Here is a 21548-nt window from a genome sequence, read left to right as displayed (position 1 = left end):
TTTAGCGCAAATCCGGCCAGTTCAGCCAGCCAACGCCTTGTTCAGGTTCTCGTCCACCTTCTCCAAGAAGCCCATGGTCGTCAGCCAGCCCTGATCCGGCCCCACCAACAGGGCAAGGTCCTTGGTCATGAAGCCCGATTCCACCGTGTCCACGACAACCTTCTCAAGTGTCTCGGCGAAATTGATCAGCGCCGTGTTATCGTCCAGCTTGCCGCGGTGCTTCAATCCGCCCGTCCAAGCATAGATCGAGGCGATGGAGTTGGTCGAAGTCTCTTCGCCCTTTTGGTGCTGACGGTAGTGGCGCGTCACGGTGCCATGCGCGGCTTCGGCCTCCACGATTTTGCCATCCGGGGTCATCAACTGAGAGGTCATCAGCCCGAGCGAGCCAAAGCCCTGCGCCACGGTGTCGGATTGCACGTCGCCGTCGTAGTTCTTGCAGGCCCAGACATAGCCGCCCGACCATTTCATCGCCGAGGCGACCATGTCGTCGATCAGGCGGTGTTCGTACCAGATGTTCTTTTTCTTGAAGTCCTCGGCGAACTCTTCGTCGAAAATCTCTTGGAACAGGTCCTTGAAGCGTCCGTCATAGGCTTTGAGGATTGTGTTTTTGGTCGACAGATACACCGGCCAGCCGCGGTTCAGACCGTAGTTGAAAGAAGCGCGCGCAAAGTCACGAATCGAATCGTCGAGGTTGTACATCGCCATGGTGACACCGGCGGACGGCGCGTCGAAGACTTCCTTCTCGATCGTCTCCCCATCGTCACCGACGAACTTGATCGTCAGCTTGCCCTTGCCGGGAAAACGGAAATCGGTGGCGCGGTACTGGTCGCCAAAGGCATGACGGCCCACGACGATCGGCTGGGTCCAACCCGGCACAAGGCGCGGCACGTTGCGGCAGATGATCGGCTCGCGAAAGATGACGCCGCCCAGAATGTTGCGGATGGTGCCGTTGGGGCTGCGGTACATGCGCTTGAGGCCAAACTCTTCGACCCGCGCCTCATCGGGGGTGATGGTGGCGCATTTCACGCCGACGCCATGCTCGCGGATCGCATGGGCCGCGTCGACGGTGATCTGGTCATCGGTCTCGTCCCGCACTTCCATGCCAAGGTCGTAATACTTCAGGTCAACGTCAAGATAGGGGGTAATCAGCTTTTTCTTAATGAAATCCCAGATGATCCGGGTCATCTCATCGCCGTCGAGTTCGACGATGGGGTTTTCTACCTTAATCTTCGACATGACGAATTCCTTTGGTTGAGAATGTATTTATCCGTGCTTTAGCCTATCGGGGGCCAAAGAGAAAGATCGTATACCATGGTATGCCGAAGCTCGCGGTCAGGCGCCGACCCCGGCGAAAAAGCTGCTGATACGGGCCCGGGCGTAGGACCAAAGCGCAGGGGCGCCGATGGCGATCTTGCGGCCAACCTTCTCTTCGATCTGCGCTTCCTAGACGTTGTAATCGGTCCAGCTGCCCCCGCCCGAGGCGAGGTTTTGCATCGGGGGCTGGAACCGGTCGAGCGATTTGGCAAAGCGGGCCGAAGGGCTCTCGGCGGCTTCGAACTCTTCCCAGATGCTGCGCAATGCGACCCGCAGATCGGCGGGCAGCAGGCCAAAGATGCGGTCGGCGGCGATTTGTTCCTGCGCTTCCATTTCAGCGGCGTCATAGTCGCCGAAGATCGGATTGTCGCCCGCGTCGATCTCAACAAGATCGTGCAGGATCAGCATCTTGATGACGCGGTTGATGTTCACCTCTGGACCGGCCTGATCGGCCAGAACCAGCGCGTAGAGCGTCAAATGCCATGAATGTTCGGCCGAGTTTTCCGCCCGGCTTGCATCGCACAGCGTGGTGCCGCGCAGGATTGTCTTGAGCTTGTCGGCCTCATTGAGAAAGGCGATCTGCTGGTCGAGCCGCTCGGTCATGCGCCGGCCTTGCCGCGATGATCGCGCAGTTTGCGGGCAAGAAAACCGCGGGCCTTGTCATTGGCCATCCGCGTTCGGATCGCCGTCAAAAAGGCCTCTTCGAGCGTTTGTGACGAGGCGCCAAGCACCTCGCCAACTTCGATAAACAGCCGCTCCTCACCGGTCTCGGCCTGCACGGCGAGACATTCCTCGGCAAGCTTGTTGGCCAGTTGGAGGACGACCGCGTCCGCCATTAGCGGGTGGATTCCGTCAGGCGGCGTTTCACATAGTCGCTGGTCGAGGTGATCAGCGTGTCCATATGCGGCTCTTCAAAGAAGTGCCCGGCGCCTTCGATCTCCTGATGGGTGATCGTGATGCCTTTTTGCTCATGCAGCTTGTTGACCAGATTGGTCGTGTCAGCAGGCGGTGCCACGCGGTCGGCGGTGCCGTTGATGACCAGACCAGAGGCCGGGCAGGGCGCGAGAAACGAAAAGTCATACATATTCGCGGGCGGCGAGACCGAGATAAAGCCGGTGATCTCTGGCCGGCGCATCAGCAGTTGCATGCCGATCCACGCACCAAACGAGAAACCCGCAACCCAGCAATGTTTGGAGTTGTTGTTCATCGATTGCAGGTAATCAAGCGCCGAGGCCGCGTCGGACAATTCGCCGATGCCTTGGTCGTATTCACCCTGACTGCGGCCCACGCCGCGGAAGTTAAAGCGCAACACGGTGAAACCCATGTTGTAGAACGCATAGTGCAGGTTATAGACGACCTTGTGATTCATCGTGCCGCCGAACTGTGGATGCGGATGCAGCACGATGGCAATCGGGGCGTCACGTTCTTTTTGGGGGTGGTAGCGGCCTTCAAGGCGGCCTTCGGGTCCGGGAAAAATAACCTCGGGCATGGGTGTCCCTGTCTGGGGGTTCAAAGATCGCCGCGAATAGTTGACGAATTCGCTAGGCCACCTTAGAACGGTTCTAATCTGGTTCCGCGCAGTGTCGCGTGGATCAGTCTTTGGACTTAGGCATTTAAGCCGCCCACGTCAATCAAATGGCACGGCGAGTGAGGGTAAGACGATGAAGCTATCCACCAAAGGGCGCTACGCGATGGTCGCTTTGGCCGATATTGCCCTACAGCCTGCGGGGACGTTGGTGTCACTGGGTGACATTGCCGAGCGACAGTCGGTGTCTTTGCCCTATCTCGAACAGTTGTTCGTCAAACTGCGGCGGGCCGAGCTGGTAACCTCTGTCCGGGGGCCGGGCGGGGGCTACCGTTTGGCGCGCCCGGCTACGGATATTCGCGTGGTCGATGTGCTTGCCGCGGTGGATGAGACGGTGGATGCGATGCACAAGGGGGCAGGTGCCTCGGGCGGGCTTTCGGGCAGCCGAGCGCAATCGCTGACCAACCGGCTTTGGCAGGGCTTGAGCGCGCATGTCTATGTCTTCTTGCACCAGACCCGCCTGTCGGATGTGGTGGATAACGAACTGGCCCCCTGTCCGGCGGTGCCGACACTCTTTGCCGTGGTGGATGAAACGTGAGGGTGGTTTTGGGCAGCAAACGCGCTTTGGCCGCTGTGGCCTGCGCGGGTGGCGATGTGGGATTTCGGGGGCGCTGCCCCCGGACCCCCGCGGTATTTGGAAAAGGATGAAGGATGCGGGTCTACCTGGACCATAACGCGACCACACCGCTGCGGGCGGAGGCGCGCACGGCGATGATCGCGGCGATGGATCTGCCTGGCAACCCGTCCTCGGTCCATGCTGAGGGCCGTGCGGCCAAGGCTGTGGTTGAACGCGCGCGGGTGCAGGTGGCGGGGCTTGTGGGTTGTGATCCTGTCGATGTGATTTTTACCTCCGGTGCAACAGAGGCGGCGGCGCTTGCGGCTGCGATGGGTGCGCGGATGGTGACATCCGCCGTGGAACATGACGCGGTGCTCTCATGGGGGCAGGCGGATCGTTTGGGCGTCGACGCGCATGGTGTTTGGGATGGTGATCTGACCGCTGCGGCGGGCGCTGATCTGGTCGCTCTTCAGGCTGCCAACAGCGAAACCGGGGTGCTGCAACAAACCATGCCCTTGGCCCAGCAGTGCTGGGCGATGGAGAGCAGCCCCTATGTGTTGGTCGATGCGGTACAGTCCCTTGGCAAAACGCGGTTCAAAATGGCTACGTCGGGGGCGGATTTCATTCTCGTATCGGCGCATAAGCTGGGCGGGCCCAAGGGTATCGGTGCGCTGATCGTCAAGCGCGGCATTGATCTGGCCGAACACGCGCTTTTGCGCGGCGGCGGGCAAGAAATGGGGCGCCGCTCGGGGACCGAAAATATCCCCGCCATCGCAGGTTTTGGCGCAGCGGCAGAAGCGGCGGCGGCAGACCTGTCTGCGGGGCGGTGGGAAGAGGTGGCCGAACAGCGTGATTTGTTGGAAGCGACCCTTGCGGATGCCACAAGTCTTACTATTTTTGTAGGGAAAGGCGCTGCGCGCCTGCCCAACACTTCATGCATCATTACGCCCGGCTGGAAGGGCGAGACCCAGGTGATGCAGATGGACCTCGCTGGTTTTGCCATTTCGGCGGGATCGGCCTGTTCCAGCGGCAAGGTCCGCGCCAGTGCCGTGTTGCGCGCCATGGGCTTTGATGAAACACAGGCCGCCAGCGCGATCCGGGTGTCGCTGGGCCTGAACACCACCCGGGAAGATATCCTGCGGTTCGCCACAAGCTGGACCGCCAAACTGAAAAAGCACGAAACGCGGGCCGCCTGAGCGCCGCCACGGAAAGGAACTGAAACCTTGGAAAATATGACCCTGAAAGAGAATGATGGCGTCAAGGAAGGCGTCGACCAGGAAACCGTGGATGCCGTGCGCGAAGTCGGCGGCAAATACAAATACGGCTGGTCCACCGACATTGAGATGGAATACGCCCCCAAGGGGCTGACGCCGGACATCGTGCGGCTGATCTCGGAAAAGAACGAAGAGCCGGAGTGGATGCTTGAATGGCGCCTCGCGGCTTATGATCGTTGGTTGACCAAGAAAGAGCCCGACTGGGCGATGGTCGATTACCCCGAGATCGACTTTCAGGACCAGTATTACTACGCCCGTCCGAAAAGCATGGCCGAAAAGCCCAAGTCGCTTGATGACGTGGACCCCAAGCTGCTGGACACCTACAAGAAACTGGGCATCCCGCTGAAAGAGCAGATGATCCTTGCCGGTGTCGAAGGGGCCGAAGACGCCCCTGCCGAGGGCCGCAAAGTGGCTGTCGACGCGGTCTTTGACTCCGTTTCGGTCGGGACGACCTTTCAAGAGGAACTGAAAAAGGCTGGCGTGATCTTCTGTTCGATCTCCGAAGCGATCCGCGAGCATCCCGAACTGGTGAAGAAGTACCTCGGCTCGGTTGTGCCCGTATCGGACAACTTCTACGCGACGCTGAACTCCGCTGTCTTTTCTGATGGTTCCTTTGTCTACGTGCCGCCGGGCGTGCGCTGCCCGATGGAGCTGTCGACCTACTTCCGCATCAACGCCGAAAACACCGGCCAGTTCGAGCGGACGCTGATCATCGCCGACAAGGGCTCTTACGTGTCCTACCTCGAAGGCTGCACCGCGCCACAGCGTGACGAGTCGCAGTTGCACGCCGCCGTCGTTGAGATCATCATCGAAGAAGATGCTGAGGTGAAATATTCCACCGTTCAAAACTGGTACCCCGGTGACGAGGACGGCAAGGGCGGCATCTACAACTTCGTGACCAAACGCGCCGACTGCCGCGGCGACCGCGCCAAGGTGATGTGGACACAGGTCGAGACCGGCTCTGCCGTGACGTGGAAATACCCCTCTTGCATCCTGCGCGGTGATGACAGCCAAGGCGAGTTTTACTCCATCGCCATCGCCAACAACATGCAGCAGGCCGACACCGGCACCAAGATGATCCATCTCGGCAAGCGCACCAAGTCGCGCATCGTGTCCAAGGGCATATCGGCGGGCAAGGCGCAGAACACCTACCGGGGCCTCGTCTCGATGCACCCCAAGGCCAAGGAATCGCGCAACTATACGCAGTGTGACAGCCTGCTGATCGGCTCGGAATGTGGGGCGCATACTGTGCCTTACATCGAGGTCAAGAATAACAGCAGCCGGGTCGAGCATGAGGCGACCACCTCCAAGGTGGACGACGATCAAATGTTCTACTGCCGCTCGCGCGGGATGGACGAGGAAGAGGCCGTGGCGCTGGTTGTGAACGGTTTCTGCAAGGACGTGCTGCAAGCCCTGCCGATGGAGTTCGCCATGGAAGCGCAAGCGCTGGTGGCTATTTCGCTTGAAGGCTCCGTCGGCTGATGAGCCTTGCTGCGGCGCATACCCCCCTCCGCCTGCATTGGTGGAAGGCGCAGCCGAATTTCGGCGATGCGCTGAGCCCGCTGATCCTGAGCCATGTCTCAGGGCGGCGGGTGGCCCATGCGTCGGTGGACGAGGCGGATGTCTTTGGTCTTGGCTCGCTTTTGCAAATCGTGCGGCGCAATTTCGACACGCCGCGCGACGGGGCCAAGCCGGTGATATGGGGCAGCGGTCTGCTGCGTCCCGCAGGGGGCCGTGCGTTCTTGAAAAACATCGAGATCGCATTGCTGCGCGGTCCGGTGACCGCGGCGCTTTTGGGGGTGGAGACTGACGCTTTCGGTGATCCCGGGCTTCTGGTGAACGAGGTTCTGCCAAGCGATGCACCGCGCGGCGACAAGATCGGCATCGTGCCGCATCATACGCTCGCCGATGCCCCCGAACTGCTGGACCTCGTGGCCTCCGACAGCGCCTATGTGCTGATCGATCCGCGAGACCCGGTAGAGCATGTCTGCGCCGCCATCGCATCCTGCGCCCATGTCTTTGCCTCGTCACTGCATGGGCTGATCACGGCGGATGCTTACGGCGTGGCCAGCACATGGGTGGCGCCCGAGGGTCAGGGGCGGCTCAAGTTCCACGACTACGCCGCTTCTGTAGGCCGCGACATGCGCGCGCCGATTGCGCTGGCCGATATTCCGGTGGCCCGCAAACCCGATGCGCCGCTGGCCTATTACGACGGCATTGCTGCCTGCCGCGCGGCGCTGATCGAACACTTTCCCGCCGCGCTCTGTGCCCATGAGGGGGCGGCATGACCTTTAACACGCAGGGGCAAGCCCCTGATATAGCACTGAAATAGCATGAATTGCGGCGCAAGGCGCGCCAGAAGGAGACCGAAATGCTGAGCATCAAGAACCTGCAGGTGAAACTGGAAGAAGAGGACAAGCAGATCCTCAAAGGCGTCGATCTGGAAGTCGAAGCTGGCAAAGTACACGCCATCATGGGGCCGAACGGCTCGGGCAAGTCGACGTTGAGCTACGTGCTCTCGGGCAAGGATGGCTACGAGGTCACCGAAGGCTCCGCCACGCTCGAAGGCGAAGACCTGCTGGACTTGGAGCCCGAAGAGCGCGCCGCGGCGGGCCTTTTCCTTGCCTTCCAATACCCCGTTGAAATTCCCGGCGTCGGCAACATGACCTTCCTGCGCACCGCGGTGAACGCACAGCGCAAAGCGCGCGGCGAAGAGGAAATGTCGGCGGCAGACTTCCTTAAGGAAATCCGCGCCAAGGCGAAGGATCTGAAGATCGACGCCGACATGCTGAAGCGGCCTGTGAACATGGGCTTCTCGGGTGGTGAGAAAAAACGCAACGAAATCCTGCAGATGGCCATGCTTGAGCCAAAGATGTGCATCCTCGACGAGACTGACTCGGGTCTTGACGTTGACGCCATGAAACTCGTCGCCGAAGGCGTGAACGCCCTGCGCACCGAAGGCCGTGGCTTCCTTGTCATCACGCACTACCAGCGTCTTCTCGACCACATCAAACCGGATGTTGTGCACATCATGCACGACGGTCGCATCATCAAGACCGGTGGCCCCGAGCTCGCCCTTGAGGTCGAGAACAACGGCTACGCAGACATTCTCGCTGAGGTGGCATAATGGCCGAAGCGAAACTGCAAGAAACCCCGACCGAGGCGATGATCGCACGGCTCAACATGCCGCAGGGTGGTTGGGCCCAGGCGGCGCGCGAGGACGCGCTGGCGCGGCTCCGTGCCATGGGCCTGCCGCAACGCCGGGATGAATATTGGAAGTTCACCCGCCCCGACACGCTGACGCAACCCGAGGCGCAGCCTGCCGCGATTTTCGATCACGGCGAGGCGCCGCTTTTCGACGACACCGACCGTCTGCGTATCGTCTTTGTCGACGGTGAATTCGACGCCGAAGCCTCCGACGATCTGTCGCTGGAAGGCGTTAGCATCGAACGGCTCGCGGCGGCGGACAGCGACCTGCATTGGGCGCGTGACCTCTATGGTGCGCTGGAAAAGAACGGCCAGACACCGGTTCAACGCCCGCTGGCAGCGCTGAATACAGCCTTCGCGAGTGACGGGGTGCTGATCCATGTCACCGGTCAGGTGAGCAAGCCGATCAATCTGGTTTATAACCATAAATCAGAGACTTCGGATGCGATGTTGCACCACGTTGTGAAGCTCGAAAAAGGCGCCGAAGTGACGCTTTTGGAGAACGGCCCCGCTGCCGCGCGCTTCAACACCGTGATGGAGGTTGAAGTGGCCGACACCGCGCGCTTCCACCATGTCCGTGCACAGGGCCGCGATCATGAGCGTCGGGCCGCGACACATATCTTCACCCGTCTCGGCAGCGAGTCGCTGTTCAAGAGCTTCACCGTTACCGTGAACGGCGCGCTGACGCGCAACGAATGTGTGATCGAGCTCACCGGCGATGATGCCTCGGCCCATGTGGCTGGTGCCTGCGTCGGCGATGGTGACTTCCATCATGACGACACGGTTTTCATCACCCATGACGCGGTGAATTGCGAAAGCCGTCAAGTGTTCAAGAAGGTGCTGCGCAACGGTGCGATAGGCGTGTTCCAAGGCAAGATCCTCGTTAAAGAAGGCGCGCAGAAGACCGATGGCTATCAGATCAGCCAGTCGCTTTTGCTGGACGGCGACAGCCAGTTCCTCGCCAAGCCTGAGCTTGAGATCTACGCTGATGACGTGGCCTGTTCGCATGGCTCGACCTCTGGTGCGATCGACGAAGAGGCGCTGTTCTACCTCCGTGCCCGCGGCGTGTCTCATGCCGAGGCGACCGACCTTCTGACACTGGCCTTCCTTGCCGAAGCGGTGGAAGAGATCGAAGCCGAAGGGCTGCGCGAAGAGATCAACGGGCGTCTCAGCTCGTGGTTGGAGCGTCGTAGCAGCTGATGGCTGTCACCAGCGATATCGTTGCGACCTATCGCGGCCCCGGCAAAGTGATGTCGGGGCTGTTGGCGCAGGGCCGTAACGAGGTGCGCGTTCTGATGTTCGCGCTCATGGCGGGGCTGCTGATTTTCGTGGCCCTGTCCCCTTATCAAGCCCGCGCGGCGCATCTTGACCCCGAAGGACCGCTGGCCGTGCGGCAGTATTGGAGCGCGTTTTTCTGGATCTTCGTGATGCCGATGCTGCTCTATGGTCTGGCGGCGATGGTCTGGGCGATCAGCCACATCGCGGGGCAGCGGCTCACTGGCTACGCGGTACGCTTGACCTTGGTTTGGTCGCTGCTCGCTTCCGCGCCGATCCTGTTGTTGCTGGGCCTCGCGCTTGGCTTTATCGGGCCGGGCGTGCAGGCGCAGATCGTCGGCGTGCTCTGGTTGGCCGTGTTCTTCTGGTTCTGGATCGCAGGCCTGCTTGCGGCACAGCGGGGCTGAGATGGACAGCGCCGCCCTGATCCAACTCGCGCAAACCACACTGCGCAGCCCCCGCGCCGCAGCGCGGATGATCGCGGCCCTGCCTTTGGGCCGCGAGGTGATATGGACATCGCTCGCCTTGGTCGCGGCGCTGAACGCACTGGTGATCTCGGCGATGTTCGTGATCGCGCCGCCCGCCATGGCGTTGCCGAGTTATTTCCAATCGCCGCTGGTGCTTTTTGCGCTGCTGGCCGGTTTGATGGTCCTTTATGTTCATGCGCTGTCTTGGGTCGGCCGGGCCTTGGGCGGGCAGGGCGCGGCGGACCCGCTTCTGGCGGCCGTGGTCTGGTTGCAGGCGCTCCGGCTCTGTGCGCAATTGGGGATCCTGCTGCTGACCTTGGCTGTGCCGCCGGTGGCGCTGCTGGCTTCATTCGTCGTTACTTTTTGGGGTCTTTGGATCCTGCTGAATTTCGTGGCCGAACTGCTGCATCTGCCGGGGCTCTTCCATGCCGCCGCTGTACTGGCAGGGGCCGCGCTTGGGGTCTTGCTGGGTCTTGGCCTCCTGCTGTCTTTGATCGGGCTGACCGCCCAAGGAGTTTGAAACATGTTCAACGTTGATGCTGTCCGGGCGCAGTTTCCGATCCTCGGCCGCGAGGTGAACGGCAAGCCGCTGGTCTATCTCGACAATGGTGCATCAGCGCAGAAGCCGCAGGTGGTGATCGATGCGATCACCCAAGCCTACGCGAATGAATACTCTAATGTTCACCGTGGCTTGCACTACCTTTCTAATCTAGCGACCGACAAATATGAAAGCGTGCGCGGGACTGTTGCACGGTTTCTCAATGCCGGATCAGAAGATGAAATCGTGCTGAACACCGGTGCCACCATGGGGATCAACACCGTGGCCTATGGCTGGGCCATGCCGCGGATGCAGGCCGGTGATGAGATCGTCCTGTCGGTGATGGAGCACCACGCAAATATCGTGCCATGGCATTTCCTGCGCGAGCGGCAGGGCGTGGTGCTGAAATGGGTCGACGTAGACGCCACCGGCGCGCTGGACCCGCAGGCGGTGATCGATGCCATCGGGCCAAAGACCAAGCTGGTTGCGATATCGCATCTTTCCAATGTTTTGGGGACCAAAGTTGATGTGAAATCCATCACCGCAGCGGCGCACGAAAAAGGCGTTCCGGTGCTGGTCGACGGCTCGCAGGGGGCGGTGCATATGCCGGTGGATGTCCAAGACATCGGCTGTGATTTCTATGCCGTCACGGGGCACAAACTCTACGGCCCCTCGGGCTCAGGCGCGATCTATATCAAGTCCGAGCGGATGGCCGAAATGCGCCCCTTCATCGGGGGCGGCGACATGATCCGCGAAGTCAGCAAAGACGCGGTGAGCTACAACGACCCGCCGATGATGTTCGAGGCGGGCACCCCCGGCATCGTGGCCACCATCGGCTTGGGCGTGGCGCTGGATTTCATGATGGACCTGGGGATGGAGAAGATTGCCGCCCATGAAGATGATCTGCGCGACTACGCCGTGTCCCGTCTCAGCGGTCTGAACTGGCTTAACCTTCAGGGCACGACACCGGATAAGGCGGCGATCTTTAGCTTCACCTTGGATGGCGCGGCCCATGCCCATGACATTTCAACCGTGCTCGACAAAAAGGGCGTGGCGGTGCGGGCCGGGCACCATTGCGCGGCACCTTTGATGACGCATCTGGGGGTTTCTGCCACCTGCCGAGCGTCCTTTGGCATGTATAACACCCGCGCCGAGGTCGACACATTGGTTGACGCACTTGAATTGGCGCATGATCTTTTCGCCTAAGCTCAGTTTCGCCGCCCTTTCACCCGGATTTCCCATTGCAGGGGCGGCCCGCTCTGGCTATACCGCCCCTTAGTGGACCCTTAGCTCAGCTGGATAGAGCGCTGCCCTCCGAAGGCAGAGGCCAGAGGTTCGAATCCTCTAGGGTCCGCCATTAAATCCAGTCATTTAGTCGATCCGACTGATCTGCGTTTCTGTTACGGGTGACGGTTTGCGCTAACATTTCTGACTGCGTCTCCGTGAATTGGGATGTTTTTCTCACCAGCCGCGTGCAATCTCATGGAAAACGCTAGAAAGATTTGGGACCGGCTATTTTATCCCGTCGTCCACATCCGGGAGCAGGAAAGCCGCGGCTCAATCGTTCGTTGGTGGGCCATTACGGTGGCGCGGGACCTATAGCCCCGCGGGAGCCGGTGAAAGCCCGGATGCGACGCTCTTAGCGCCCTTTCCAGACCGGGTCCCGCTTTTCAGCAAAGGCCCGCGCACCTTCGGCGTTATCCTCCGACCCATAAAGCACATCGACAGTCTTTAGCTGGCGTTTGGTGACCCGGTTCATGCTGTCCTGAAAGTTGCTATCCTCAGCATCCCGCACGATTTCCTTGATCGCGGCATAGACGAGCGGCGGGCCCGAGGCCAATAGACGGGCCATATCCCAGGCCTGCGTCATCAGTTCATCTGCCGCGTGGACGTGGTTCACAAACCCCCAGCGGTTGGCTTCTTCGGCGTCCAGCCAGCGGCCCGTGAGCAGCATCTCCATTGCGATGTGATAGGGGATGCGTTTTGGCAATTTGATGGATGCCGCATCGGCCACCGTGCCGGACGTGATTTCGGGCAGTGCGAAACTTGCATGATCCGCCGCGAGGATAACGTCTGCCGACAGCGCCAATTCAAGCCCGCCGCCACAACAAATACCGTTTACCGCAGCGATCACCGGTTTGTTCATGTCGCGCAATTCTTGCAGGCCGCCAAAGCCGCCTACGCCGTAATCACCATCCACCTCGTCGCCATCCGCGGCGGCTTTCAAATCCCAACCGGGGCAGAAGAATTTCGACCCTTCGCCTGTGATAATCGCAACGCGCAAATCAGGGTCATCGCGAAAGGCGGCAAAGGTATCGCCCAAGATACGGCTGGTTTGCAGATCAATGGCATTGGCCTTTGGGCGGTCCAGAGTGATTTCGAGCACGGCCCCCTCTCGGCGCGTTTTAACGGGGCTTGTCATAATGTTCCTTTCACCAAAAGCGTATCGGCGATGATCGCGCGGTCTTCTGTACAGATGAGGGGATTGATTTCGATTTCGGCAATTTCGTCGGCGTGGTCGGTGACGAAGTTTTGCAGCTTTAGGGCCGCGTCAACAATGGCATCTATGTTGGCTGGCTCACCACCGCGATAGCCGCTCAACAGGGGGTGTATTCTTAATCGGCCCAAGGCGTGGCGAATATCTGTGTCCGTGGTGGGCAGCAGCAAGGATTGACCGTCCTCCAGAATTTCCGTCAGAGTGCCGCCCGCGGCCAATGTCAGGACAAACCCATGGGCGGGGTCCGCGACGATGCCTAGCAAAAGCTCCGCGACCGTGCCAATGACCATTTCTTCGACAAGGAAGGTTTCAGCCTGCATCGCCTGCGCCGCCCCGCCGACTTGCTCGGCGTCTGTCAGGTTCAGCTTTACCGCGCCGGCTTCGGTTTTATGGGCAACCCCTTCACCCTTCAAGACCACAGGAAAACCGATCTTTTCGGCGCAAGCGATCACATCTGCAACGGCGATGCCTGCACGGCTTTTTGGGATATCCAAGCCGTATGCCGCAAGGGCCCGTTTGGCATCGCCTTCGGTGGCCGTGGTGGTGGTTGCGAAGCTGGGGGCAGATAGCAGGGGCTGGTGATTTTGGGGTGTCGGCACGCGAACTGCGCTGATCGCTTCACAGGCTGTGCCAAAGTCGCACAGCGGCACGATCCCCGCGCCAAGCAGGCGTTTTGCAATCGCTTCGGGCAGGTTTTCAACGATGGACCCAACCACCCCAAAGGGACGGCCCGTTTGCCGGGCTGCCTCCTCGATCGCCTCGATTGCAATCATCCAATCATCGGCGGCACAGCTGTCTAGGCGCGGGAAATCTAGCACCACGAGCGTCAGGTTGATATCATCGCCCGTCATGGCCGCAAACACGGCTGTCATGGCGGCCTTATCGCGCCAGATTTGTGTGTGATAATCCAAGGGGTTCGTCAGATTGACCAGCGAACTGAGGTGCTGGGAAAGCGTATCTGTTTGAGCAGATGTCAGGGGGGGGAAAGTCAGGCCACAGTGCGCGGCGGTATCCGCCATGACGCTTGCCTCGCCGCCTGAGCAGCTTAACGACGCAATGCGCCCCCCGGACAGGTGGCCATGGCAGTGAAATAGTTTTAACGTCTCAAGCAGCGCAGCGGGGGAGCCGACCCGCGCAATGCTAAGCCGCGCCAGTACCGCATCTGACCCCGCGCTGCTGCCTGCGAGCGAGGCGGTGTGCGAAATGGTTGCCAGCTGCGATTCCTCCGAGCGGCCCACCTTCAGCGCCACAATCGGTTTGCCGAGCGCCTGCGACAGCCGCGCCAGTTCTTCAAAATCCGCGATGTCGCCAAAGCTTTCGATGTAAAGGCCAAGTGCCGTCACGCGGTCGTCGCGGATGACAGTTTGGGCGATGCTGGCAAGCCCTTGCTGGGCCTGATTGCCCGCGGTGATGGTATAGGCAATGGGCAACCCGCGTTGCTGCATCGTGAGGTTGATCGCGATGTTGGACGACTGCGCCAAGATCGCCACGCCGCGTTCAACGGGCACCAGCCCATGTTGATCCGGCCAAAGCGCCACCTGATCCACGGCATTCAGAACCCCGTAGCAATTCGGCCCCAGAATGGGCATTCCCCCTGCTGCGGCCAACAATTGGTCATTCAAATCCGCACCGTCGGCGGTTTCTTTGAACCCGCTGGCAAAACACACGGCACCACCTGCTCCCATTTGGTTCAGCTCGCCAACCAGATCGATGGTTGCGCTGCGGTTTACACCGATGAACGTCGCATCCGGCGCGTTTGGTAAATCAGCAAGCGTCTTGAAGGCCGGCAAGCCGCCAACACTGTCTTTTTTGGGATGCACGGGCCAGATATCACCCTTGAACCCGATCTTCTGGTTCTGCTCGATCACGGAGTCGCACCACGCCCCACCGCCGACGACGGCAATGGAACGTGGTCGCAAGAGACGCGCAAGATCACTCATGTCTTGGTCCTAGGCGCCAAGGGGGCGCAATAGATCGCGGCTGATGATGTGGCGTTGGATTTCAGATGTGCCATCCCAAATCCGTTCGACCCGCGCATCGCGCCAGAACCGTTCAATGGGGAAGTCATCCATCAAGCCCATGCCGCCAAAGATTTGCAGGGTGGCATCCGTCACCCGCGCCAGCATTTCCGACGCGTAGAGCTTTGCACTGGCGATTTCGCGGTTAGCAGGCAGGCCTTGATCCAGCCGCCACGCCGCCGCCAATGTCAGGTGATCTGCCGCATCGATTTCGGTGATCATGTCGGCCAGCTGAAAGCTGATGCCCTGATACTTGCCGATCTGCTGACCAAACTGCTTGCGTTCAGCCGCGTAATTCAACGCCATGTCAAAGCAACGTCGTGCGCGGCCCACAGACATTGCAGCGACCGTGATCCGCGTGGCGTAAAGCCATTCGTTCATCACCGCAAAGCCGCCATCGACCTCGCCCAGAACCTGAGCATCCGGCAGGCGGCAGTTGTCAAATTCGAGGATCATGTTCTTGTAGCCACGGTGCGAGACCGATTTGTAGCCATCGCGAATGGTGAAACCGGGCGTGCCGCGGTCGACCAGGAATGTCGTGATGCGCTTTTTGGGGCCGCGCGGCGTGTCGTCTTCGCCGGTTGCCACAAAGACGATCAGGAAATCCGCATGATCCGCGCCAGAGATGAAATGCTTGGTTCCGTTCAGAACCCAGTCACCGCCATCGCGTTTGGCTGTGCATTTCATGCCGCGGACATCGGACCCTGCATCGGGTTCGGTCATGGCCAGTGCATCCATCTTTTCGCCGCGAATGGCGGGGAAAAGATAGCGTTCAATCTGATCGTCCTTGCAGGCCATCAAGATATTCTGCGGCCGCCCGAAAAAATGGTTCAACGCCATAGAGCCGCGGCCCAATTCGCGTTCAACCAGCGCAAATTCAAGATGCGACAGACCGGCTCCACCCACGCTTTCGGGAAAGTTGCAGGCATAGAAACCAAGATCGATGGTCTTTTGCTTGATCGCCTGCGCGACGTCATCGGGGACCTCGCCAGTGCGCTCCACCTCAGCCTCGTGGGGGTAGATTTCGTTTTCCACGAAGGATCGCACGGTGGAAACGATCATCCCTTGTTCTTCGGTCAATCCAAAATGCATCAGCTATGCTCCGGCTTGGGCAGGGCGGCTTGGGCCGCGATGATGGAGGCGAGCTCGTCGCTGACATGCGCCGCAGGGTCGCAGGATTTGCGCGTTTCCAGACTGACGTGCAGCAGGAACTGATTGCAGGTCGCCACCACATCACCAGCGGAGTTTTTCAATTCGTGGAACAGCCGCAGCTTCTTACCCGCACCCTCAAGAATGGTCGTGACAACGGTGACTGTGTCGCCTGCATGGCATTCATTGCGGAACTTGGTGTGGGTATCGGCGGTAAAGTAGCTGAAGCCGGATTTGATATAGGCGTCATCGGCCCCGATCATGCGCATGAGCGCGTCGGCCGCATCTGACCACAGCTGCCCATAGCGGCTTTCGTTCATGTGCCCGTTGTAATCCGTCCAATCGATTGGAATGGCGCGGGCAACAGTGATGATGGGTTTGGTAAAGTCAGGGTCGGCTTTGCCCTCAAGGCGGGTGTCATGCGCGTTCAGCAATGCGCCTGCACCCCAGTCACGGCCTTTCAGGGACCGCATCATGGATACCAGATTGTCGTCGCGAATGCGTTCAAGCTCGCGGATCGTATGGGCACCGGATTGCGCGTCCGATTGGCTGGCGATCTTCTGTACCAAATCATCGGTCAGTTCGGGCACGTCCATCAACTTGGTCCAAGGCCACTGCAAGCAGGGCCCGAACTGTTCGATAAAATGGGCCATCCCGGCCTCGCCGCCCGCCACGCGGTAGGTTTCGAACAAGCCCATCTGACCCCAACGCAAGCCAAAGCCAAACCGGATCGCGTCATCGATTTCCTCGGTCGTGGCGATGCCGTCCTTGATCAGCCAAAGCGCCTCGCGCCAGACCGCTTCGAGAAAACGATCAGCCACATGCGCGTCGATTTCCTTGCGTAGTTTCAGGGGCTTCATGCCGATTTCAGTAAGCACTTCCTGCGCGCGCGTGGTCGTGGCATCGTCACCGACCAGTTCGATAAGCGGCAGCAAATAGACCGGGTTGAACGGGTGTGCGACGAAAATCTCGCCGGGGCGAAGCGCGCCTTGCTGCAGTTCGGACGGTTTGAAGCCCGAGGTTGAAGAGCCGATCAGCGCGTCTTTGCGGCAGTGGGACTGAATTTCGGCGAAGATCTTGTGCTTCATCTCAAGCCGTTCCGGCGCGCTTTCCTGAATCCAGTCGGCCTCTGCAACGGCGTCGGCCAATGTGGGGACGATTTTCACCTGACCTTCGGGCGGCAGTGCGACCTCGGACAAGGCGGGCAGGGACCGGCGCGCGTTCGCCATGACTTCGCTGACTTTGCGTTCGGCTTCGGGATCAGGGTCGAAAATAGCGACGTTCCAGCCTGACAACGCAAACCGCGCGGCCCAGCCGCCGCCAATGACGCCACCGCCGATGATTGCTGCTGTTTTGGTCATCGTGGCGCCTGCTTTGTCAGGCCCAGTTTTTGGCGCACGGCATCGGGGCCCATGATGGTCGCCCCCATGTTTTCGATGATCGACACGGCACGCGAAACAAGCGCCTCGTTGGTGGCAAGCTCGCCTTTTCCAAGCCACAGGTTATCCTCAAGCCCGACGCGCACATGCCCGCCTGCCAAAACAGATGCGGCGACATAGGGCATCTCGTCACGGCCAATCGAAAACGCGGACCAGTTCCAGTCGTGGGGGACATTGTTGACCATCGCCATGAAGGTGTTCAGGTCATTGGGGGCCCCCCATGGGATGCCCATGCAAAGCTGCACCAGCGCGGGCGAAGATAACACGCCGTCTTTAACCAGTTGTTTTGCATACCAAAGGTGGCCGGTATCAAAGGCTTCGATCTCTGGCTTCACGCCAAGCGCTTCCATCCGCGCGCCCATCGTTGTCAGCATGCCGGGCGTGTTGGTCATCACATAATCGGCTTCGGCAAAGTTCATCGTGCCGCAATCGAGGGTGCATATTTCGGGCAGGCAGTCTTCGATATGGGCCAGCCGTTCTTCGGCGCTGACCATATCGGTGGCATCGTTCAACGGCAGCGGCGCGGAGGGCGGACCAAAGACGATGTCGCCGCCCATGCCTGCGGTCAGGTTCAGGACCACGTCGACTTCGGCATCGCGGATGCGTTCGGTCACTTCGCGGTAGAGTTTCGGATCGCGTGAGGGCACGCCGGTCTCGGGGGCGCGCACGTGGCAATGCACAATCGCCGCGCCCGCTTTGGCGGCGGCGATGGCCGAATTGGCGATCTGCTCTGGGCTGCGGGGAACATGGGGTGACCGATCTTGGCTGCTGCCGGATCCGGTCACGGCGCAGGTGATAAAGACCTCACGGGTCATCTGCAGGGGCATCTTGGTCTCCTTTTAGCTTTATCTGCAGACTATCCGGATTGATCGGCGGATATGTGCAGTGCTAGTCAGAAACATGCAGGAAAAGACAAAATCATCAGGCGAGACGGTTAAGATCGACATTCTGTTGTTCGATGGTTTTTCGAACCATTGTCTGGCCAACACTTTGGAGCCGTTTCGCGCCGCGAACAGCATCACCGGGCAGGCGCGGTATGACTGGCGCCTGCTTTCGCTTGAGGGGGGGCTTGTGCGGTCTTCAAGCGGGATGTTGGTACAGACCGAATTGGCCACCGCGACAAAGCCCCCCTGTGATTACCTCATGGTGACCGCCAGCTATGGCCATCTTGCGTTGAGCAGCAGTCAGGTGCTGTCCGCGCTGCGGGGGCTTTGCGCGAATGCGAAATGTCTGGTGGGGCTCGATATGGGGGCCTGGTTGCTGGCGGCTGCAGGGCTGTTGGACGACAGGCCCGCGACCATCCATGGGCATCTTTTCGAAAGCTTTTCAGAGACATTTCCGCAGGTAGATGCCCGGCAAGAGCGGTTTGTCATTGATGGCAACCGGATCACCTGCGGCGGTGCCATGGCTTCCTTTGATCTGGTCCTGACGTTGATCGGGGCGCACTGCGGCGAGATCACACGGCTCGATGTCGCGTCGCTTTTCTTGCATCAAAGCGATCAGCCGTTTGGGCAGCCCGACAACATATCGGGGCGGTCCAAACTGGTGTCTCGGGCGCTTGTCCTTATGGATGAGACTATCGAAGCGCCGGTGCCAATTCCGACCATTGCGCGGCACTTGGGGTGTTCGCTCAAAAGCCTGCAAAGACGGTTCGCGCGCAGTTTGAATGCGACGCCGGGCCAAGTCTATCGGCACCGACGCCTGATCGCTGCGAAAAGCTTGGTCGAAGGGACCAACCTGTCAATCTCTGAGATTGCGACGCGCTGCGGTTACGAAAGCGCAAGTGCTATGACGCGCGCCTTCAAGGGCCAGTTTGGCACAACGCCCATGGATTTGAGGGCGGACTGATCGCGTTCTCGATCTCGTCTGAGAAGCTGGATCCCATCCAACCGTTGCCCTTCGCTATCCCGGCACTTGGTTCTCGAACCGCCGGAACAACAAGGCGATGACCCCGGCGATGATCATGTAAAACACAGCCAGCAAGATCAGCGGTTCATAGACGATAAACGTGTCCGAGCGCACTCGCGAGGATACGGCATAAAGCTCGACCACCGTGATTGTCGCGACCAGAGGTGTGGCCTTGAGTTGCAGGATGGTTTCGCCACCGAGCGTTGGCAGCACGTTGCGGATCGCCTGTGGCAGCCAGATGCGGCGGAACATGGTGAAACGCGGCATGCCGAAGGCGTTTGCAGCCTCAAGTTGCCCTTTGTTCACACTTGAAAACGCGCCGCGCATAACTTCGCCTTCATAGCCCGCATAAGACAGCGTCAGCGCCAGCACCGCATAGGGCCAAGCTTGGCGCAGGTAGGGCCAGAGTTCACTGCCGCGGATCCAAGGGATCTGCGGGAAAAGCGAGCCGAGGCCGTAGTAGAGCAGCCAGATCTGCAAGAGCAGAGGCGTGCCACGGATGACGGTGCAGAATATCCGGGCAGGGGCAGACAGGTACCAAGGCCCGATGGCCTGCGCGAGCCCCAATGGAATGGCCAAGAGAAAACCCAGCACGCAGGTGACGACCAATATCCAGATCGTGCGCCAGAGCCCTTCCAACGCCAGCGGGGCATATTCCGGTATCCAATCCCACCGCAGCGCCACGGCACACCAGATGACCACAGCCAGCAAAAGCGCCAGCATGACAATGCGGTGGGGCTGCATCAGAGCGCGAAAGGGGATCATCGGCCCGCTCCTTTCAGCGACGGCTGACCGCGCCGCGCCCATTTTTCGATCCGCGCAAAGACCGCGCCCGAACATAGGGTCACAATCAAATAGAGCGCGCCCGCGGCGAGGAAGAAGGTGAAATAGGCGCGCGTGCTGGCGGCAGCCTGTCGGGTCTCCAGCGTCAATTCGCTGAAGCCGACGATGGCCAGAAGCGCGGTATCTTTGGTCGCAATTAGCCACAGGTTCGCAAGACCCGGCGTGGCAAAAGACATCATCGCGGGGATCGTCACGCGGCGCAGCAGCATCAGCGGCGGCATCCCGTAAGCGCGCGCGGCCTCAATCTGGCCCGCGGGCACGGCTTGGATCGCGCCGCGCAGCACCTCGGTGGCATAGGCGCCCTGCACCACGCCGAGCACCCAGATCCCGGCGACGACACCGCTAATCTCGACCCGGCCATAGCCCATGGCGCCTGAGACTTTGTTAATGAGATCGGTGCCCACGTAATAGAGGATCAAGATCAGCACCAATTCAGGCACGGCCCGGATCACAGTCGTATAAACGGCGAGGAGGTCGCGCAGGACCACCCCGCCATAGAGCTTGCCGTAGGCCCCAAAGAGCCCGATCAGCAGACCAAACCCGAAGGCGCCAAATGCGATCTGCAGAGAGTTCGCAAGCCCGCGCAACAGGTTGCCGCCCCAGCCCGGCGGGCTGAGGGACAGTAGTTGCGCACTCTCGGCAAGCCCGAGCGTTTCGAAGATCATCTCCACGATGGGCGCTTACTCTGCGTAGATGCTGGTATCGAAATAGCGCCCGGTGATCTCTTCGTGGGTGCCATCTTCGAGTATCTGCGCGATGCCTTTGTTCAGGCTTTCCCGCAGCGCGTCATCGCCCTTGCGCACGCCAGCGCCGACACCTTGGCCCAAGATGGCCTCGTCATTCTCCACCGATCCCTTGATCTCGCAGCAGGTGCCGATGTCGGAGTTAACGAAATCCGCCATGGCGATGCTGTCCGCCTGTGTGGCATCAATCCGACCCGAGACCAGATCCTGATTGGCTTCGTCCTGCGTCTGATAGACCCGGATCTCTGCCGCATCGCCGAAATATTCATTGGCATAGGCTTGGTGGATGGTTGAGGCTTGAATGCCGATGATCTTACCGGACAGCGACTCGGCCGTAGGTTCGATGTCCATCGACTTATCCGCCACGATCACCGCGGGCGTGTTGTAGTAGGGATCAGAGAAATCGATCGTTTTTTGACGCTCTTCGGTGATCGACATGGAGGCCATGATCGCATCGACCTGCTGGCCCGTCAGCGAGGGGATGATGCCGTCCCAAGCCACGGGGGTGATCACACAGTCCAACTCGGCCGCTTTGCAGACCGCTTCGATGATCTCAACTTCCCAGCCTTCCCATTCACCGGAGGCATTGAGAGAGGCGAAGGGCGGGTAGGGTTCGGCTGCGATGCCGATTTTGACCTCTTCGGCGGCCACGGCACCGGCGCTCAGCACTGCTGTCGCGATCGCACTCGTCATGAGTTTCTTAAATGTCATTGGTAGTCTCCCTGTTTTTTTCTT

Annotated in this window: 21 protein-coding genes, 1 tRNA gene and 1 pseudogene; 11 read left to right on the top strand and 12 right to left on the bottom strand. The window is 60.1% G+C overall.

All coding sequences use genetic code 11. The annotated features are described in order from the left end of the window. Nucleotides 1-21 precede the first annotated feature (21 nt). The 4 genes and pseudogenes from B5M07_RS09600 to B5M07_RS09585 form a co-directional block, all read right to left on the bottom strand. Complete coding sequence (locus B5M07_RS09600; protein WP_067942253.1) at nt 22-1236, bottom strand: NADP-dependent isocitrate dehydrogenase; 1215 nt, start codon at nt 1234-1236, stop codon at nt 22-24. 96 nt (nt 1237-1332) lie between these two features. Beyond that, nucleotides 1333-1917 (bottom strand): annotated as a pseudogene (locus B5M07_RS09595) (HD domain-containing protein). Then, on the bottom strand, nt 1914-2150 hold the full coding sequence (locus tag B5M07_RS09590; protein ID WP_120351137.1) for a hypothetical protein: 237 nt from the start codon (nt 2148-2150) through the stop codon (nt 1914-1916). The pseudogene B5M07_RS09595 and the gene B5M07_RS09590 overlap by 4 nt, the downstream one beginning before the upstream one ends. Beyond that, nucleotides 2150-2803 carry an alpha/beta hydrolase gene (locus B5M07_RS09585; protein WP_067626833.1) on the bottom strand — a complete coding sequence of 218 codons (654 nt, stop codon included), beginning with the start codon at nt 2801-2803 and terminating at the stop codon, nt 2150-2152. The genes B5M07_RS09590 and B5M07_RS09585 overlap by 1 nt, the downstream gene beginning before the upstream one ends. 172 nt (nt 2804-2975) lie before the next feature. On the opposite strand from B5M07_RS09585, the gene B5M07_RS09580 reads away from it, so the two are divergent. From B5M07_RS09580 to B5M07_RS09535, 10 genes are all read left to right on the top strand, one after another. After that, complete coding sequence (locus tag B5M07_RS09580; RefSeq protein ID WP_067942247.1) at nt 2976-3437, top strand: Rrf2 family transcriptional regulator; 462 nt, start codon at nt 2976-2978, stop codon at nt 3435-3437. Nucleotides 3438-3550: 113 nt separating this feature from the next. Beyond that, nucleotides 3551-4651 (top strand): cysteine desulfurase family protein, encoded by a 1101-nt coding sequence (locus B5M07_RS09575; RefSeq protein ID WP_120351136.1) that lies wholly within the window; start codon nt 3551-3553, stop codon nt 4649-4651. A 36-nt stretch (nt 4652-4687) separates the two neighbouring features. Beyond that, on the top strand, nt 4688-6211 hold the full coding sequence (sufB, locus tag B5M07_RS09570; RefSeq protein ID WP_120352208.1) for a Fe-S cluster assembly protein SufB: 1524 nt from the start codon (nt 4688-4690) through the stop codon (nt 6209-6211). Then, nucleotides 6211-7017, top strand: coding sequence for a polysaccharide pyruvyl transferase family protein (locus B5M07_RS09565; RefSeq protein ID WP_120351135.1), 807 nt, complete (start codon nt 6211-6213; stop codon nt 7015-7017). Before sufB ends, B5M07_RS09565 begins: the two co-directional genes overlap by 1 nt. 83 nt (nt 7018-7100) lie before the next feature. Next, nucleotides 7101-7856: a Fe-S cluster assembly ATPase SufC gene (sufC, locus tag B5M07_RS09560; protein WP_067625310.1), complete on the top strand. Its 756-nt coding sequence runs from the start codon at nt 7101-7103 to the stop codon at nt 7854-7856. Beyond that, on the top strand, nt 7856-9136 hold the full coding sequence (gene sufD, locus B5M07_RS09555; RefSeq protein WP_120351134.1) for a Fe-S cluster assembly protein SufD: 1281 nt from the start codon (nt 7856-7858) through the stop codon (nt 9134-9136). Before sufC ends, sufD begins: the two co-directional genes overlap by 1 nt. Further along, nucleotides 9136-9618, top strand: a complete 483-nt coding sequence (locus tag B5M07_RS09550; protein ID WP_120351133.1) for a YIP1 family protein — start codon at nt 9136-9138, stop codon at nt 9616-9618. The genes sufD and B5M07_RS09550 overlap by 1 nt, the downstream gene beginning before the upstream one ends. 1 nt (nt 9619) lies before the next feature. Next, nucleotides 9620-10198: a YIP1 family protein gene (locus B5M07_RS09545; protein ID WP_120351132.1), complete on the top strand. Its 579-nt coding sequence runs from the start codon at nt 9620-9622 to the stop codon at nt 10196-10198. Between the two features lie 3 nt (nt 10199-10201). After that, a complete protein-coding gene (locus tag B5M07_RS09540; RefSeq protein WP_120351131.1) occupies nt 10202-11422 on the top strand; it encodes a cysteine desulfurase in 1221 nt (406 codons plus the stop codon). A gap of 74 nt (nt 11423-11496) precedes the next feature. Next, nucleotides 11497-11573 (top strand) — tRNA-Arg (locus tag B5M07_RS09535). Nucleotides 11574-11855: 282 nt separating this feature from the next. Here the strand turns inward: B5M07_RS09535 and B5M07_RS09530 are convergent. From B5M07_RS09530 to B5M07_RS09510, 5 genes are read right to left on the bottom strand one after another with little or no spacing between them, the layout of a single operon-like run. Further along, on the bottom strand, nt 11856-12638 hold the full coding sequence (locus B5M07_RS09530) for a carnitinyl-CoA dehydratase (protein ID WP_120351130.1): 783 nt from the start codon (nt 12636-12638) through the stop codon (nt 11856-11858). Beyond that, on the bottom strand, nt 12635-14653 hold the full coding sequence (locus B5M07_RS09525; RefSeq protein WP_120351129.1) for an acetate--CoA ligase family protein: 2019 nt from the start codon (nt 14651-14653) through the stop codon (nt 12635-12637). The genes B5M07_RS09530 and B5M07_RS09525 overlap by 4 nt, the downstream gene beginning before the upstream one ends. 9 nt (nt 14654-14662) lie before the next feature. Then, a complete protein-coding gene (locus tag B5M07_RS09520) occupies nt 14663-15823 on the bottom strand; it encodes an acyl-CoA dehydrogenase family protein (RefSeq protein WP_120351128.1) in 1161 nt (386 codons plus the stop codon). Further along, entirely contained in the window at nt 15823-17241 is a 1419-nt protein-coding gene (locus tag B5M07_RS09515) for a carnitine 3-dehydrogenase (RefSeq protein WP_120351127.1), read from the bottom strand. Before B5M07_RS09515 ends, B5M07_RS09520 begins: the two co-directional genes overlap by 1 nt. Then, on the bottom strand, nt 17238-18146 hold the full coding sequence (locus B5M07_RS09510) for a 3-keto-5-aminohexanoate cleavage protein (RefSeq protein WP_120351126.1): 909 nt from the start codon (nt 18144-18146) through the stop codon (nt 17238-17240). The genes B5M07_RS09515 and B5M07_RS09510 overlap by 4 nt, the downstream gene beginning before the upstream one ends. A gap of 73 nt (nt 18147-18219) precedes the next feature. On the opposite strand from B5M07_RS09510, the gene B5M07_RS09505 reads away from it, so the two are divergent. Then, complete coding sequence (locus tag B5M07_RS09505) at nt 18220-19167, top strand: GlxA family transcriptional regulator (protein ID WP_120351125.1); 948 nt, start codon at nt 18220-18222, stop codon at nt 19165-19167. 54 nt (nt 19168-19221) lie between these two features. On the opposite strand, the gene B5M07_RS09500 is transcribed toward B5M07_RS09505, so the two are convergent. From B5M07_RS09500 to B5M07_RS09490, 3 genes are read right to left on the bottom strand one after another with little or no spacing between them, the layout of a single operon-like run. Next, nucleotides 19222-19992 (bottom strand): ABC transporter permease, encoded by a 771-nt coding sequence (locus B5M07_RS09500; protein WP_067937438.1) that lies wholly within the window; start codon nt 19990-19992, stop codon nt 19222-19224. After that, entirely contained in the window at nt 19989-20735 is a 747-nt protein-coding gene (locus B5M07_RS09495; RefSeq protein WP_386283966.1) for an ABC transporter permease, read from the bottom strand. Before B5M07_RS09495 ends, B5M07_RS09500 begins: the two co-directional genes overlap by 4 nt. A 15-nt stretch (nt 20736-20750) precedes the next feature. Next, a complete protein-coding gene (locus B5M07_RS09490; protein ID WP_120351123.1) occupies nt 20751-21524 on the bottom strand; it encodes a transporter substrate-binding domain-containing protein in 774 nt (257 codons plus the stop codon). Between the last annotated feature and the right edge of the window lie 24 nt (nt 21525-21548).

The sequence above is a fragment of the Sulfitobacter sp. D7 genome, from assembly GCF_003611275.1.
Lineage (GTDB): Bacteria > Pseudomonadota > Alphaproteobacteria > Rhodobacterales > Rhodobacteraceae > Sulfitobacter > Sulfitobacter profundi.
This window is presented reverse-complemented; position numbering and strand designations above follow the sequence as displayed.

Coding starts and splice junctions, on each gene's coding strand:
- B5M07_RS09600 (WP_067942253.1), bottom strand. CDS start 1,236: ATGTCGAAGATTAAGGTAGAAAACCCCATCGTCGAACTCGACGGCGAT.
- B5M07_RS09590 (WP_120351137.1), bottom strand. CDS start 2,150: ATGGCGGACGCGGTCGTCCTCCAACTGGCCAACAAGCTTGCCGAGGAA.
- B5M07_RS09585 (WP_067626833.1), bottom strand. CDS start 2,803: ATGCCCGAGGTTATTTTTCCCGGACCCGAAGGCCGCCTTGAAGGCCGC.
- B5M07_RS09580 (WP_067942247.1), top strand. CDS start 2,976: ATGAAGCTATCCACCAAAGGGCGCTACGCGATGGTCGCTTTGGCCGAT.
- B5M07_RS09575 (WP_120351136.1), top strand. CDS start 3,551: ATGCGGGTCTACCTGGACCATAACGCGACCACACCGCTGCGGGCGGAG.
- sufB (WP_120352208.1), top strand. CDS start 4,688: ATGACCCTGAAAGAGAATGATGGCGTCAAGGAAGGCGTCGACCAGGAA.
- B5M07_RS09565 (WP_120351135.1), top strand. CDS start 6,211: ATGAGCCTTGCTGCGGCGCATACCCCCCTCCGCCTGCATTGGTGGAAG.
- sufC (WP_067625310.1), top strand. CDS start 7,101: ATGCTGAGCATCAAGAACCTGCAGGTGAAACTGGAAGAAGAGGACAAG.
- sufD (WP_120351134.1), top strand. CDS start 7,856: ATGGCCGAAGCGAAACTGCAAGAAACCCCGACCGAGGCGATGATCGCA.
- B5M07_RS09550 (WP_120351133.1), top strand. CDS start 9,136: ATGGCTGTCACCAGCGATATCGTTGCGACCTATCGCGGCCCCGGCAAA.
- B5M07_RS09545 (WP_120351132.1), top strand. CDS start 9,620: ATGGACAGCGCCGCCCTGATCCAACTCGCGCAAACCACACTGCGCAGC.
- B5M07_RS09540 (WP_120351131.1), top strand. CDS start 10,202: ATGTTCAACGTTGATGCTGTCCGGGCGCAGTTTCCGATCCTCGGCCGC.
- B5M07_RS09530 (WP_120351130.1), bottom strand. CDS start 12,638: ATGACAAGCCCCGTTAAAACGCGCCGAGAGGGGGCCGTGCTCGAAATC.
- B5M07_RS09525 (WP_120351129.1), bottom strand. CDS start 14,653: ATGAGTGATCTTGCGCGTCTCTTGCGACCACGTTCCATTGCCGTCGTC.
- B5M07_RS09520 (WP_120351128.1), bottom strand. CDS start 15,823: ATGCATTTTGGATTGACCGAAGAACAAGGGATGATCGTTTCCACCGTG.
- B5M07_RS09515 (WP_120351127.1), bottom strand. CDS start 17,241: ATGACCAAAACAGCAGCAATCATCGGCGGTGGCGTCATTGGCGGCGGC.
- B5M07_RS09510 (WP_120351126.1), bottom strand. CDS start 18,146: ATGCCCCTGCAGATGACCCGTGAGGTCTTTATCACCTGCGCCGTGACC.
- B5M07_RS09505 (WP_120351125.1), top strand. CDS start 18,220: ATGCAGGAAAAGACAAAATCATCAGGCGAGACGGTTAAGATCGACATT.
- B5M07_RS09500 (WP_067937438.1), bottom strand. CDS start 19,992: ATGATCCCCTTTCGCGCTCTGATGCAGCCCCACCGCATTGTCATGCTG.
- B5M07_RS09495 (WP_386283966.1), bottom strand. CDS start 20,735: ATGATCTTCGAAACGCTCGGGCTTGCCGAGAGTGCGCAACTACTGTCC.
- B5M07_RS09490 (WP_120351123.1), bottom strand. CDS start 21,524: ATGACATTTAAGAAACTCATGACGAGTGCGATCGCGACAGCAGTGCTG.